We start from the raw sequence: 15,297 nt of genomic DNA on the forward strand, positions 1-15,297 counted from the left end.
AAATGCACAAAATGGTCATCTGTTATACAGCTGATTCCCTCATGGCGTGTAAGTTCCGGGGCCGAGAGCCATGGAAGGGACCAATCCGGTGAACAAGAAGCTCGCGGCCGCACTGTCCGGCGGTGCGGTACTGGTACTGGCGCTGTCGGGATGCAGCAGTGACGACAGCAGCGAAAAGCTGAACTCCTGGGCCAAGGAGGTCTGCGACGCCGTGCAGCCGCAGGCCAAGAAGATCGAGGCCGCCAATGCCGCGATCCAGAAGGAGACCTCGGACAACAGCACCCCGGAAGAGGTCCAGAAGACCGACGCGCAGGCCTTCCAGGACATGTCGGACGCCTACAAGGCGATCGGGGCCGCGGTGACCAAGGCCGGGGCGCCGGACGTCGACAACGGCGAGAAGAAGCAGCAGGACGCCGTCAAGGAGCTCGACGGCATCTCCACGTCGTACGCCTCCCTGAAGAAGCAGGTCGACGAGCTCGACACGAAGGACCAGGGGAAGTTCGCGGACGGCCTCAAGGACGTCGCGACCGCCCTGGACAAGCTGAGCACGAGCGGGAACGACGCCCTGAAGACCCTCGAGGAGGGTGACGTCGGCAAGGCGATGGCCGAGCAGGAGAGCTGCAAGAGCGCGGCCGCCACGGCGCCGGCCACGACGAGCTGAGGTTCGCGGCGGCTCACGGGTCGCGTTTCCGCGACGGTTCGCGGGTCACAATGGGGGCGTGAGTACCTCCAGCCTGCCCGCCCTGCCCTTTTCCGATCGCCCCGACATCGCCGCCAGGCTCCGGGACGCCCTGCTCGGGGCCTCGTTCACGGCCGACGGGCTGCTCGAGCTGCTCGGTGCGCCCGCGTACGCGGCACTCGCCCGGAGCGAGATCGTGCCCGCACTCCGGGCGACACGCGGAGACACGCCGCTGGAGATGCTCGTACGGCTGTTCCTGTTGCAGCAGCCCGTGCCGCACGCGCGCGTGGAGGGCGTTCTGCCCGTGGACGCCTGCCTGGAGAGCGGGTGGCTGGTTCGTGTCGACGGGGACGAGGTGGCCGCGACCGTGGACGTGCGGCCGTACGGCGGGCCCGGTGGCGAGGACTGGTTCATCGTGTCCGACCTGGGATGTGCGGTCGGCGGGGCGGGCGGCATCGGCGGCCGAGGCCGCCAGGCGGACACCGCAGTCGTCCTGGGTGTCGGAGGCGCCTCCACGACCCTGGCCGGCATCACCGTCCGCAGGTCCGCCGCCGCCGCCCTCGACCTCGGCACCGGCTCCGGGATCCAGGCGCTGCACGCCGCACAGCACGCCACGCGCGTGACGGCGACAGACCTCAACCCGCGTGCGCTGCACATCACCGCGCTCACGCTGGCGCTGTCCGGCGTGCCCGCCGCCGACCTGCGCGAGGGGTCGCTGTTCGAGCCGGTCCGGGACGACGAGACGTACGACCTGATCGTGTCGAATCCGCCCTTCGTGATCTCGCCGGGGGCGCGGCTGACGTACCGCGACGGCGGAATGGGCGGGGACGATCTGTGCCGCACGCTCGTTCAGCAGGCGGGGGAGCGGCTGAGCGAGGGCGGCTTCGCGCAGTTCCTCGCCAACTGGCAGCACGTGGAGGGAGAGGACTGGCAGGACAGGCTCAGGGCGTGGGTCCCGCGGGGGTGCGACGCGTGGATCGTGCAGCGCGAGGTGCAGGACGTCACGCAGTACGCCGAGCTGTGGCTCAGGGACGCCGGTGATCACCGCGATGACGTGGCCGAATACCAGGCGCGGTACGACGCGTGGCTGGACGAGTTCGAGGCGCGCAAGGTCAAGGCCGTGGGCTTCGGCTGGATCACGCTGCGCAGGACGGACGCCGCGGAGCCCTCGGTGACCGTGGAGGAGTGGCCGCACCCGGTCGAACAACCGCTCGGTGACACGGTCCGGGCGCACTTCGAGCGCCTCGACTACCTGCGGGCGCACGACGACGCGGCACTGCTCGAACACCACTTCAGGCTCGCTGCCGAGATCGTGCAGGAGCAGGTCGGGCTGCCCGGCGCCGAGGACCCCGAACACGTGGTGCTGCGTCAGCACCGGGGGATGCGCCGGGCCACCAAGGTGGACACGGTCGGCGCGGGCTTCGCGGGCGTTTGCGACGGCTCGCTGAGCGCGGGCCGCATCCTGGACGCGATCGCCCAATTGGTGGGGGAGGATCCGGTGTTGCTCCGCGACCGTACGCCGGCGCAGATCCGTCTGCTGGTGGAGCAGGGGTTCCTCGACCCGGCCGAGTGACGGCCCGGCGACGTCCTCTGCGTCACGGGTGAGGCGCGCGCACGGCCCTGAGTCGCATGTGTCCGCTCTGGCAGGATTGCTCCGGAAAAGGTCTCCTGTCAGTGGTGCGGGCGAAGCTACCTTCTAGGGACGAACTTCGCGCGTTCTCGGGGGAGGCGCGCTGTCTCGGGGGAGGCGTGATGGCGGGGGAGACACCGGATCAGGGCGAAGGCAGGATCATCAACGGGCGGTACCGGCTGCTGCGGACGCTCGGAGCGGGCGGCATGGGCCGGGTGTGGCTCGCGTACGACGAGGAGTTGGCCTGCGAAGTCGCGGTGAAGGAGATCGCGCTTCCGGACGTGCCGATGGACGCGGCCGAGCCCGCGCAGCGCATCGCACGAGCCCGCAGCGAGGCCCGGCACGCGGCCCGGCTGCGCGGCCATCCGCACGTGGCCACGGTGCACGACGTGGTGGTGCACGAAGGGCTGCCGTGGATCGTCATGGAGTACGTACCGGACGCGGTCGACCTCCAGGCGGTCGTACGGCGTTCGGGGCCGCCCGCGCCCGCGCAGGTGGCCCGCGTCGGACTCGCCGTCCTCGACGCGCTCACCGCGGGGCATCGCATCGGCATCCTCCACCGGGACGTGAAACCGGCGAACATCCTTCTGGCACCGGACTCTTCGGGCGATCCGTATGCGCGCGTGCTGCTCACCGACTACGGCATCGCCCTCCAACCCGAGTCCCGGGAACCCCGACTCACCGCCACGGCCGGCATCCTCGGGACGCCGGGCTACCTGGCCCCCGAGCGGGCCCGCGGTGAGCCGCCCACCCCGGCCGCCGACATGTTCTCGCTGGGCGCCACGCTGTACGCCGCCGTGGAGGGCCGCGGCCCCTTCGACCGCCACGGCGACTACGCGACTCTCACGGCCCTGCTCGGCGAGGACCCGACCCCACCGGTGCGGGCGGGCGAACTGACCCCGGTACTGCTGGGGTTGCTCGTCAAGGATCCGGTGCGCAGGTTCTCGCCGGAAGCGGTCGCTCGGGGGCTGGAGCGGGTGGTGCGAGGGGGTGCGGCACCGGTGACACCGCCTGGTTGGGGTGCGGCTCCGGTCGCGGAGGCGGGGCAGGCGGGGTTCGCCTCGCCACCGGGAGGCTTCGGGCCACCTCCCGAGGGGTTCGGCACGGAAGCCGCGGGTGCGGGGCGGTCGCCCGAGGGTCACGGGGCGGCCCTGGGGAGTCACGACGCGACGCCGCGGGGTCATGGCGGGTCGCCGGGCCAAGACGCCTCGCCGGGAGGCGCGGCGGCTGATGGTCCGCCACCCGGGTACGTCGTGAGCACACCGCCCGGGTACGTCGCGAGCACACCGCCCGGATACGTCGGCGGCTGGGAGGGGGCTCGGCCGACGCCGGGTGCGCCGCCGACCCCGAACACTCCCCACACCCAGGCGGGCGGCCATGGCGCGGAAGGCCCGGCCACGCCGGGGTTCAGCGGCTTGGGCGGTGGAAGTGGAGGGCAGGGCTCCGGTGGTGCCGCGACGCCCGGCGGGACGCCCGGCCCGTCGCCGTACGACCCGTGGCGGCAGCCCGCCGCCCCGGCGCCGGATGCCGGCAACCCCTATGCGCGGGCGCCCGGTTCGCCGTACGAGAGCGGAAGCGGCCCGTCCCCCTATGCCGGCGGGGGTGTCCGGTCGCCTTACGGCGGCGAGCAGTCGCCGTACGGAAGCGCTGGCGCTCAGCCGCCGTACGGCAGCGGCAGTTCGCAGCCGGGCTCCGGAGGCGGCGCTCAGTCGGCGTACTCCGGTGGTTTCCCCTCGCGGTCCGGGTACGGCGGCCCGGGTGTGCCGACCGCTCCTGGTGGCCGGCCTCCACCCCCGCCGTCTCCCGGGAAGAAGCGGCTCGCTCTGGTCGCCCTCGTCGTGGCCGCCGTTCTCGTCATCGCCGGTGGTGCCTGGGGAATCGTCTCGTTGACCGGGGACGACGGGGACAAGAAGGGGGCCGCGACGAAGGGGTCGGCCTCGCCGCGCGCGAGCGCGTCGCAGGGGTCGGCGTCGCCGGCGGGGCCCGTGCTGCCGTACGGCGATGTGGTCGGCCTCGGGGATCCTCTGGAGCCGGGGGACTGTGTGCAGGCGGTGTGGTCGGGGACGCCGTTCAAGTCGGAGCCGAACCTGGGGCTGGTGGACTGCGCCGAAGACTGGCCCGACGGGCAGGTCGTGGCGATCGACACCGCCACCGACCACGCCGACGCCCGCGCACAGGGCGCGAAACGCTGCGAGAACCAGACCCGGACGCTCGTCGACGCGCTCCCGGACGCGGCCGGCTACGCCGTCGTACCGACCGAGGAGGGCTTCACCGCGGCGGGTGGCGGCACGGCATGTCTCGTACTTGGCCGCCATGCCGCGATAGGCGGTGAGGTCGGCCGTTTCCGCGACGCGGGCACGGACCTGTGGGTCGGCCAGATGAGCGTCGGCGACTGCTGGGACTACGAGGAACAGGAGGACAGCTACAACGCCCCGCTCACCGACTGCGCCAAGCCGCACACCGACCAGGTCATAGGCACCGTCCAGGCCCCCGCCGGAATGACCTACAAGAAGGGCACCGACAACGCGTCCAAGCTGTGCGGCAACAAATTCGAGTCGACCTGGGCACCGGGGCCGGAGCGGACTGTGTACGGCTGGGTCGCCGACCAGGACGACTGGGACGAGGGCTTCAACAAGATCGTGTGCACCCTCAGCCGGGCCGACAACAAGAAGACGACCGGAAAAATACCCGTGCCCGGCGCGGTCTGAGGCCGGCCGGGAGGTGCGGGCCGGGGAGGCCACCGCCGCGTCGGTCGGCCGTTCACCCGGGGTTCGCCTGTCCGCCGTCCCCGCGTGCCAGTCTCCACGGGCTGAGCACGCGGGGACGGGAGAAAAGCCATGGAAAGCGGACCAGCGATCTTCGCGGGAGTGGTGTTCGCCCTGTTCGGAGGCGGGCTGCTGGTGTGGACAGCGGCCCGGGTACGGCACCGGGAACCGGTCGCCCTCGGTGTGAGCCCTGTCGCATCGGCTACCGTCGCAAGTGGCGTCGCACTGATCGCGCTGGCCCTCGGAACCTGGTGCCTCACGCGGGTGTGAGTACCGCGCGAGAGCTGCGGTTCAGGTAACTGGGAGATCACCCTCCGGATGGGCTCGAAAAGGCCGGTGGGTACTCCGGGCGGCAGGAATGGCGGGAGTCGGGTTACCGTTCGAGTGGCCGTTGCGAGCTTTTCCCGTTTGACACGGGGGCGGGATGTACCGTCACACTCCGCAGCGTCAGCATGACCCGACCCCGGGAACCAAGGCCGGGGGAGAGACCCCAGCGCCGACCGGAGAGAAGAGCGAAGTTGTCCCCGACCAGCGAGACCGCACAGGGCGGCCGCCGACTCGTCATCGTCGAGTCGCCTGCCAAGGCGAAGACGATCAAGGGCTATCTCGGCCCCGGATACGTCGTCGAGGCGAGCGTCGGGCACATCCGCGACCTCCCCAACGGCGCCGCGGAGGTGCCGGAGCAGTACACCGGCGAGGTCCGCCGGCTCGGCGTGGACGTCGAGCACGACTTCCAGCCGATCTATGTGGTCAACGCCGACAAGAAGGCCCAGGTCAAGAAGCTCAAGGACCTGCTGAAGGACTCCGACGAGCTCTTCCTCGCCACCGATGAGGACCGTGAGGGCGAGGCGATCGCCTGGCACCTCCAGGAGGTGCTGAAGCCCAAGGTCCCGGTCAAGCGGATGGTCTTCCACGAGATCACCAAGGCCGCGATCCAGGCCGCCGTCGCCAACCCGCGCGAGCTGAACCAGAAGCTGGTCGACGCCCAGGAGACCCGTCGCATCCTCGACCGCCTCTACGGCTACGAGGTCTCGCCGGTCCTGTGGAAGAAGGTCATGCCGCGGCTGTCGGCCGGCCGTGTCCAGTCGGTCGCCACCCGGCTCGTGGTGGAGCGGGAACGCGAGCGCATCGCGTTTCGTTCTGCCGAGTACTGGGACCTGACGGGCACCTTCGGTACCGGCCGCGCCGGGGATTCGTCGGACCCCTCGTCGCTGGTCGCCCGCCTTCAGAGCGTCGACGGCAGGCGGGTCGCGCAGGGCCGCGACTTCGACTCCCTGGGACAGATCAAGAGCGCGAACACCCTCCACCTCGACGAGGCCAACGCCCGCGCGCTGGCCGTCGCCCTGGAGAACACCCAGTTCTCGGTGCGGTCCGTCGAGTCGAAGCCGTACCGCCGCTCGCCGTACGCCCCGTTCCGTACGACCACGCTCCAGCAGGAAGCCTCGCGCAAGCTCGGCTTCGGTGCGAAGGCGACCATGCAGGTGGCTCAGAAGCTGTACGAGAACGGCTTCATCACCTACATGCGTACGGACTCCACGACCCTCTCGGAAACGGCGATCACCGCCGCCCGCGCCCAGGTCACGCAGCTGTACGGCGCCGACTACCTGCCGGCGCAGCCGCGGACGTACGCCGGAAAGGTCAAGAACGCGCAGGAGGCGCACGAGGCGATCCGTCCCTCGGGTGACCGCTTCCGCACGCCTGCCGAGACCGGACTGACCGGCGACCAGTTCAAGCTCTACGAGCTGATCTGGAAGCGGACCGTCGCCTCCCAGATGAAGGACGCGACCGGCAACTCCGTCACGGTGAAGATCGGTGGCACGGCCGCCGACGGCCGCGACGTCGAGTTCAGCGCGTCCGGCAAGACGATCACCTTCCACGGCTTCCTGAAGGCGTACGTCGAGGGTGCCGACGACCCGAACGCCGAACTGGACGACCGCGAGCGCCGACTGCCCCAGGTCAGCGAGGGCGACGCGCTCAGGGCCGAGGAGATCACGGTCGACGGGCACGCCACCAAGCCCCCGGCCCGCTACACCGAGGCCAGCCTGGTCAAGGAACTCGAAGAGCGCGAGATCGGCCGCCCGTCGACCTACGCGTCGATCATCGGCACGATCCTCGACCGCGGCTATGTGTTCAAGAAGGGCACGGCCCTGGTGCCGTCCTTCCTGTCCTTCGCCGTGGTCAACCTCCTGGAGAAGCACTTCGGGCGGCTCGTCGACTACGACTTCACCGCCAGGATGGAAGACGACCTCGACCGCATCGCCCGCGGTGAGGCGCAGGCCGTGCCGTGGCTCAGGCGCTTCTACTTCGGCGAGGGCAGCGGCGGGGGCGGTGCCGCCGACGCCGGCAACGGCGACGGGGACCACCTCGGCGGCCTCAAGGAGCTGGTGACCGACCTGGGCGCGATCGACGCGCGTGAGGTGTCGTCGTTCCCCGTGGGCAACGACATCGTGCTGCGGGTCGGGCGCTACGGCCCGTACGTCGAGCGCGGCGAGAAGGACTCCGAGAACCACCAGCGGGCGGACGTGCCCGAGGATCTGGCCCCGGACGAGCTGTCCGTCGAGCTCGCGGAGGAGCTGCTGGCCAAGCCGAGCGGCGACTTCGAGCTCGGTGCCGACCCGGCGACGGGCCACCAGATCATCGCCAGGGACGGCCGCTACGGCCCGTACGTCACCGAGGTGCTCCCCGAGGGCACCCCGAAGACCGGCAAGAACGCCGTCAAGCCGCGTACGGCCTCGCTGTTCAAGTCGATGTCACTCGACACGGTGACGCTTCAGGACGCCCTGAAGCTGATGTCGCTGCCGCGCGTCGTCGGCAAGGATGCCGAAGGCGTGGAGATCACCGCGCAGAACGGCCGCTACGGTCCGTACCTGAAGAAGGGCACGGACTCGCGCTCGCTGCAGACCGAGGACCAGCTCTTCACGATCACCCTCGAAGAGGCGCTGGAGATCTACTCCCAGCCCAAGCAGCGTGGCCGGGCCGCCGCCAAGCCGCCGCTGAAGGAACTGGGCGCCGACCCGGTCAGCGGGCAGCCGGTCGTCGTCAAGGACGGCCGCTTCGGGCCGTACGTCACCGACGGGGAGACCAACGCGACCCTGCGCTCCGGCGACAGCGTCGAGGAGATCACCCCGGAGCGCGGCTTCGAACTGCTCGCCGAGAAGCGGGCGAAGGCGCCCGCCAAGAAGACGGCGAAGAAGGCGCCCGCCAAGAAGGCTCCGGCGAAGAAGGCGACGGCCGCGAAGAAGACCGCCGCCAAGAAGACGACCACGGCTGCGAAGAAGACGACCGCCAAGAAGACCACCGCGAAGAAGGCGACGGCTTCGAAGACGGCGTCCGAAGACTGAGCCGGTTCGGCTCCATCGGGTTCGCTTTCCCCGCCGCTTCCCCAAGGCGGCTTCGCAAAACGAACGCCCCGGCATCACTTTGGTGTCGGGGCGGGCGTACGTTCGGACGCGCGCCCCGGCCTGTCGGTGGGTCCCGATAGGCTGAAAGCATGACCCCAGCGGAGCAGCCAACGGCCCCTCACCCGGCCCCCGACGACGCCCTGGTCGCGGACTCCCGCGAGCGCGCCGTCCGCGCCCTGCTGCGCCGGCCGCAGCTGAAACGGCTGTGGAGCGCACAACTCGTGGGCGGTGTCGGTGACACCCTCGCTCTTTTGGTGTTGGTCGTCCTCGCCCTCCAGGCGGCGATCGCCGAGGGCTCCTTCGGCGGCGGCTACCGGGGCGTGGCGTTCGCAGTGGCGACCGTTTTCGGGGTGCGCATTCTCGCGACCCTGCTCTTCGGAGCGGTTCTCCTCGGCCCGCTGACCTCGCTCACCTCTCACGACGGCCCGCTCGACCGCCGCTGGACCATGGTCGGCGCGGACGGGCTGCGGGCCGCGGTGCTCATCGTGGCGCCCCTGTGGATCGACTGGACGCCCGACGACGCGCTGGCCGTCCTCCTGGTCACCGCCTTCGTGACCGGTGTCGCCGAGCGCTTCTGGACGGTGTGTCGCGAGAGCGCGGCGCCCGCGCTGCTGCCAGCCCCGCCCCCGGAGGGCGCGACGGTACGACCGCTGCCGGACCACATGGACGCCCTGCGCCGCCTCTCGCTGCGGACGACCTTCGTGGCGATCCCGCTCGCGGCCGCCGTCCTCGTCGTCGCGAGCCTGCTCAACAACCTGCTCGGCTCGGGCATCGCCTGGTTCGCCCAGCACCAGGCGGCCCTCGCCTCGTACGTCGCGGCCGGACTGTTCGCCGCGTCCCTGTCCGTGGTGACCTTCCTGGAGCTGCCCGACACCCGCACCCCGCGCGCGCGTTCGCCGCTGGAGGGGCTGCGCCGGCCCAAGACGGGCGCCGGCGTCGACAAGGGCCGCACCGGGGCGATCCCGCTGCTGATCCTCGCCTGCGCGGCGATCGCCGGGGCGGTGGCGGCCGCGGTCGCCGTGTCCGTGCTGCACGCCAAGGACCTGGGCGGCGGGCCGGTGATGTACGGCCTGCTGGTGGGCGCGCTGACCGGCGGCGTGGTCGTCGGCATCCGTACGGCGCCTTCCCTGCTGCCGACGCTGTCGCGGCGCCGCCTGCTGGCGCTGGCCCTCGCCTTCACCGGCGTCGCCCTGCTGGCCGCCGGGCTCGTCCCGGACGTCACCAGCGTGGTGCTGATCCTCCTGCTGGCGGGCGCGGGCGCGGGCGTGGCCGCCAACACCGGCCACACGCTGCTCGACCAGGAGGCCGAGGAGTACCGGCGGGCGCGCATGACCGAGCATCTGCACGCGGTGGTACGGGTGTCCGTGGCCCTCGGTGCGCTGGTCGCGCCCCTGGTGGCGGCGGGGATCGGCCCGCACCGCCTGGAGAACGGAAAGTTCGTGTTCGCGCACGGCGGCGCGGCCTTCACCCTGATGCTGATCGGCGCGCTGCTGCTGCCGGTGGCCGCGCTGGTGCTGGCCAAGGTCGACGACCGCTCCGGGGTACCGCTGCGGCACGACCTGCGGGACGCGCTGCTCGGCGGCGACGACCCCGTGACGGCACCCGCCGACACCGGTTTCTTCATCGCCCTGGAGGGCGGCGACGGCGCCGGGAAGTCCACCCAGGCCGAGGCGCTCGCCGAGTGGATCCGGGCAAAGGGCCACGAGGTCGTGGTGACGCGCGAGCCGGGGGCCACTCCCGTGGGCAAGCGGCTGCGGTCGATCCTCCTGGACGTGTCCAGCGCGGGACTGTCGCACCGGGCGGAGGCGCTGCTGTACGCGGCGGACCGCGCGGAGCACGTCGACACCGTGGTGCGCCCCGCGCTGGAGCGCGGCGCGGTGGTCGTCTCCGACCGGTACATCGACTCTTCGGTGGCCTACCAGGGGGCGGGCCGTGACCTGTCCCCGACCGAGATCGCGCGGATCAACCGCTGGGCGACGGACGGGCTCGTGCCTCATCTGACGGTGCTGCTGGATGTCTCGCCGGAGATCGCCCGCGAGCGGTTCACCGAGGCGCCGGACCGGCTGGAGTCGGAGCCGGCCGAGTTCCACGCACGCGTGCGGTCCGGTTTCCTGACGCTGGCCGCGGCCGACCCGGGGCGTTACCTCGTCGTGGACGCGGGCCAGGAGCCCGAGGCCGTCACGACCGTCGTACGGCACCGGCTCGACCAGATGCTGCCGCTGTCCGAGGCCGAGATCCAGGCCCAGGAAGAGGCCCGCCGGAAGGCGGAGGAGGAGGCCCGGCGCAAGGCGGAGGAAGAGGCCGCCCGCAAGGCCGAGGAGGAGCGCCTGGAGCGCGAGCGCCAGGAGCAGCTCGAACGACTGCGCGCCGAGGAGGAGGAGCGCAAGCGGCGCGAGCTGGAGGAGGCGCAGCGGCGCGAGGCCGAACGGCAGGCGGAGGAGGCCCGGGTGCGGGCCGAGGAAGCGCACCGACGCGCCGAGGAGGAGCGGGCCCGGCTGCTCGCCGAGGAGAAGGTGCGGGCGGAGGCAGAGGCCCGCCGGAAGGCCGACGAGGACCGGCGTCGCAAGCAGGCCGAGGAGGAGGCGCGACTGCGTGCCGAGGCCGAGGCGCGGCGCCTGGAGAAGCAGCGGAAGGCCGAGGAGGCGTTGCTGCGGGCCGAGGAGGCCCGGCGGCTGGCCGAGCAGGCGGCGGCCGCGGCGGAGGCGGGACCCAAGTCGACGGGTACGGGTACGGGGACTCGGCCGAAGGCCCCCGGCCCCACGCCGGACGCGGCGACCGTGGCGACGCCCATGGTGACGCCGACGAACGCGTCGGGCGGGCCGGTGGACGAGACGGCCGTACTGCCCAGGGTGGCGCCGAAGGCCGCGGACGACGAGACCACCGTGCTGCGTCCCGTACGGGATGAGCGGGCCGAGGGACGGCCTTCCGGGGAGGCCTCCAATGAGCCCGATGCCGAGGTGACCACCGAGCTGCCGCAGCCGCCGGTTCCGCCGGGGGCGGCGGACGAGACGGCGGTGCTGCCGCCGGTTCCGCCTGCTGGTGCGGCGGACGAGACGGCCGTACTGCCTCCGGTACGGGACGAGGCTCCTGGGGATCGGGTTCCGCCGGGGTACTTCCGGGAGGGTCAGGCCGGGTCCGGATCCGGGTCCGGGGCCAGGTCTGGGGCGCGGCCGGACGGGACCGAGGACCGGACGCGTGAGATGCCGCAGGTCGACGAGTCCGGGGTGCCGCGGCGACGGGCGCGGTCGGACTGGGCCGAGGAGACGCCGCTGGACGATCTGCCGACGTTGGCGGACGAGCTGCTGGGCCCGCGCGGTGACGAGGAGGCCGACGAGGGGCGGGGGCGGCGCGGGCGCGGTCGGCGGGACTGAGCTCGGTTGCTGGTTGCCGGTGGCCCGGCTGCCCGGGTCGGCGGCCGGTCAGGGTCGTACGGGCGGGTGGGTTCTGCCCGCCCGGGCTTGCGGCGGGCGCGGCCGCGGTACACGGGCCGCTTCGCCCGCGTTGTCAGTGCCGGCCTTCACAATGGGATCCGTAACGCGAAACGTGACGAAGGGGCGGGGTGAGGGATGAGCGTCTGGGACGACCTGGTCGGGCAGGAGAGGGTGAGCGAGCAGCTCGGTGCCGCCGCTCGGGATGCCGACGCCCTGGTCACCGCGGCCGCCGCCCACGTGCCGCCGCCCGAGGCGTCGAAGATGACGCACGCCTGGCTGTTCACGGGGCCGCCCGGCGCGGGGCGGAACCAGGCGGCGCGGGCCTTCGCCGCCGCCCTGCAGTGCGTCAGCCCCGACCGGGCTCTCGGCGGAGTCCCCGGCTGCGGCTTCTGCGACGGCTGCCATACGGCACTGATCGGCACCCACGCCGACGTCTCCACCGTCGCCGCCGTCGGAGCGCAGATCCTCGTCGACGACATGCGGGACACCGTCCGCAAGTCGTTCACCTCGCCGGCGAACGGCCGTTGGCAGATCATCCTCGTCGAAGACGCCGAGCGGCTGAACGAGAAGTCGGCCAACGCCGTCCTCAAGGCGGTGGAGGAGCCGGCTCCGCGCACCGTCTGGCTGCTGTGCGCCCCCTCCATCGAGGACGTCCTGCCCACCATCCGCTCCCGCTGCCGTCACCTGAACCTGTCGACGCCGTCGGTCGACGCCGTCGCCGACATGCTCGTACGACGGGAGGGCGTCGAGCCGGCCGCCGCCATGGCCGCCGCGCGCGCCACGCAGGGGCACGTCGACCAGGCCCGCCGCCTCGCCACCGACCCGGCCGCCCGCGCGCGCCGGGCCGCGGTGCTGAAGCTGCCGTTGCGGGTCGAGGACGTCGGCGGCTGCCTCAAGGCCGCCCAGGAACTCGTCGACGCGGCCTCGGACGACGCCAAGCAGCTCGCCGAGGAGATGGACGGCAAGGAGACCGAGGAACTCAGGAACGCGATGGGAGGCGGCCAGGGCGGCCGGATGCCGCGTGGCACCGCGGGCGTGATGAAGGACCTGGAGGACAGGCAGAAGCGACGCCGGACGCGTACGCAGCGCGACAGCCTCGATCTCGCCCTGACCGACCTCACCGGCTTCTACCGCGACGTCCTCGCCCTTCAGCTCGGCTCCCGCGTGGCGATCTCCAACGCCGACGCGGAGGACGCCCTGGAGCGGCTCGCCCGCGCCGGCTCCCCGGAGTCCACGCTCCGCCGCATCGAGGCGATCGCCGCGTGCCGCGAGGCTCTCGACCGCAATGTGGCTCCGCTGCTCGCGGTGGAGGCGATGACGATGGCGCTGAGAGCGGGCTGACGTAACGGGGCTTTCACCCGCCCACGCCTGACAGGCTCCACCGCAGGAAGTTGACCATGTCACTCGTACGAGCCACGACATGCACGGAGGGCGTTCGATCGGCTGCACAGAGTTACGCTCGGTCGATGCACATCAGGCGCAGCTTCCGCCCCCTCCCGGCGGGCCAGACCGATCCGCCCGTCCGGCACTCCCCGGCGCGCAGAGCCCGTACCGGCGGTGTACTCCTCGCCGCCGCACTGTTCGTCACCGCCTGCTCGCCCGGCAGCGCGACGGGTTCTGGCAGCGCGGGGGCGCAGGCGGCGCTCGCCGCGTTGCCGCAGGCCACGCCGGCCGCCCTCGCTCCGTACTACGGACAGAAGGTGAGCTGGCGTTCCTGCGGAGTCTCCGGCTTCGAATGCGCCACGCTGAAGGCGCCGCTCGACTACGCGAAGCCGGACGGCGGTGATGTCCGGCTCGCCGTCACCCGCAAGAAGGCCACGGGTCCGGGCACGCGACTCGGGTCGCTGCTGGTCAACCCGGGCGGGCCGGGCGGCTCGGCGATCGGTTACGTGCAGGCGTACGCCGGGATCGGCTACCCGGCAGAGGTCCGCGCCCGTTACGACATGGTGGCGGTCGACCCGCGTGGCGTCGCCCGCAGCGAGCCCGTCGAATGCCTCAGCGGGCGCGACATGGACGCTTACACGCAGACGGACGCCACACCCGACGACGAGCGGGAGACCACCCAACTCGTCAACGGGTACAAGGAGTTCGCGGAGGGCTGCGGCGCCCGCTCGCCTCGGTTGTTGCGCCATGTGTCCACGGTCGAGGCTGCCCAGGACATGGACATCGTGCGGGCGGCACTGGGCGACCCGAAGCTGAACTACGTGGGGGCGTCGTACGGGACGTTCCTCGGGGCGACGTACGCGGGTCTCTTCCCGGAGCGGTCCGGTCGCCTCGTCCTGGACGGCGCGATGGACCCCTCGCTGCCCGCACGGCGGATGAACCTCGACCAGACGGCGGGCTTCGAGACGGCGTTCCAGTCCTTCGCGAAGGACTGCGTGCAGCAGCCGGACTGCCCGCTGGGCGGAAAGGGCACGAGACCCGACCAGGTCGGCCGGAACCTGAAGGCGTTCTTCGAGAAGCTGGACGCCCGCCCGATCCCCACCGGCGACGCGGACGGCCGTAGGCTCGGCGAATCCCTCGCCACCACCGGCGTGATCGCGGCGATGTACGACGAGGGTGCCTGGGCGCAATTGCGCGAGGCCCTCACCTCGGCGATGAGGGAGAACGACGGCGCGGGCCTGCTGGCACTGTCCGACAGCTACTACGAGCGGGACGCCGACGGCCGCTACCAGAACCTGATGTTCGCCAACGCCGCCGTGAACTGTCTCGACCTCCCGGCCGCCTTCGACACCCCGGACGAGGTACGCAAGGACCTCCCAGCCTTCGAGAAGGCTTCCCCGGTCTTCGGCGAGGGCCTCGCCTGGGCCTCCCTGAACTGCGCGTACTGGCCGGTCGGGGCGACGGGCGAGCCGCACCGCATCGAGGCGAAGGGCGCGGCCCCGATCGTCGTGGTCGGCACCACCCGCGACCCGGCCACGCCCTACCGCTGGGCCCGAAGCCTCTCCGCCCAGCTCTCCTCCGCCCGCCTCCTCACCTACGAGGGCGACGGCCACACCGCGTATGGCCGGGGCAGCACCTGCATCGACTCCACGATCAACGCGTACCTGCTCCGCGGAATCCCTCCGACGGACGGAAAACGCTGCTCATAACCCCGCCGACCGGCCCCGGGGATCCTGCCTCCGGGGCCGGTACGGAGCACCCTCGGAAACTGTGTAGACTTTCCTCCGTTGCTGATCGCACCATGGTGCGGACGGCGTGCCGCCTTAGCTCAGATGGCCAGAGCAACGCACTCGTAATGCGTAGGTCTCGGGTTCGAATCCCGAAGGCGGCTCTGTGGAAGCCCCAGAACTCACTCGCCGTGATCTGGGGCTTTTGCTTTTACGCCGAGGCGAGGGGCCCAGCAGCCGCCGGGTCCCCTCGCTCCAGTCCGTGACGGTGCCGTGGGGCT

8 protein-coding genes and 1 tRNA gene are annotated in these 15,297 nt (G+C 71.9%); all 9 read left to right on the forward strand.

What is annotated here, in order from left to right; genetic code table 11:
- Window positions 1-70: 70 nt before the first annotated feature.
- On the forward strand, window positions 71-661 hold the full coding sequence (locus ACFWWR_RS11670; RefSeq protein WP_383864630.1) for a small secreted protein: 591 nt from the start codon (window positions 71-73) through the stop codon (window positions 659-661).
- 58 nt (window positions 662-719) lie between these two features.
- Window positions 720-2,252 carry a methyltransferase gene (locus ACFWWR_RS11675; protein ID WP_384303054.1) on the forward strand — a complete coding sequence of 511 codons (1,533 nt, stop codon included), beginning with the start codon at window positions 720-722 and terminating at the stop codon, window positions 2,250-2,252.
- 179 nt (window positions 2,253-2,431) lie between these two features.
- Entirely contained in the window at window positions 2,432-5,017 is a 2,586-nt protein-coding gene (locus ACFWWR_RS11680; RefSeq protein WP_384303056.1) for a protein kinase, read from the forward strand.
- Between the two features lie 129 nt (window positions 5,018-5,146).
- Window positions 5,147-5,344, forward strand: coding sequence for a hypothetical protein (locus tag ACFWWR_RS11685; RefSeq protein ID WP_383864621.1), 198 nt, complete (start codon window positions 5,147-5,149; stop codon window positions 5,342-5,344).
- 248 nt (window positions 5,345-5,592) lie between these two features.
- The gene (gene topA / locus ACFWWR_RS11690; RefSeq protein ID WP_383864618.1) at window positions 5,593-8,415 is read left to right on the forward strand and encodes a type I DNA topoisomerase; all 2,823 of its coding nucleotides are present in this window, start codon (window positions 5,593-5,595) and stop codon (window positions 8,413-8,415) included.
- Window positions 8,416-8,564: 149 nt separating this feature from the next.
- Window positions 8,565-11,846, forward strand: a complete 3,282-nt coding sequence (gene tmk, locus ACFWWR_RS11695; RefSeq protein ID WP_383864615.1) for a dTMP kinase — start codon at window positions 8,565-8,567, stop codon at window positions 11,844-11,846.
- 195 nt (window positions 11,847-12,041) lie between these two features.
- Entirely contained in the window at window positions 12,042-13,247 is a 1,206-nt protein-coding gene (locus ACFWWR_RS11700; RefSeq protein ID WP_383864613.1) for a DNA polymerase III subunit delta', read from the forward strand.
- Between the two features lie 125 nt (window positions 13,248-13,372).
- A complete protein-coding gene (locus ACFWWR_RS11705) occupies window positions 13,373-14,998 on the forward strand; it encodes an alpha/beta hydrolase (protein ID WP_383864610.1) in 1,626 nt (541 codons plus the stop codon).
- A 108-nt stretch (window positions 14,999-15,106) separates the two neighbouring features.
- Window positions 15,107-15,180 (forward strand) — tRNA-Thr (locus ACFWWR_RS11710).
- Window positions 15,181-15,297 lie beyond the last annotated feature (117 nt).

Source organism: Streptomyces sp. NPDC058678 (genome assembly GCF_042714835.1).
Lineage (GTDB): Bacteria > Actinomycetota > Actinomycetes > Streptomycetales > Streptomycetaceae > Streptomyces.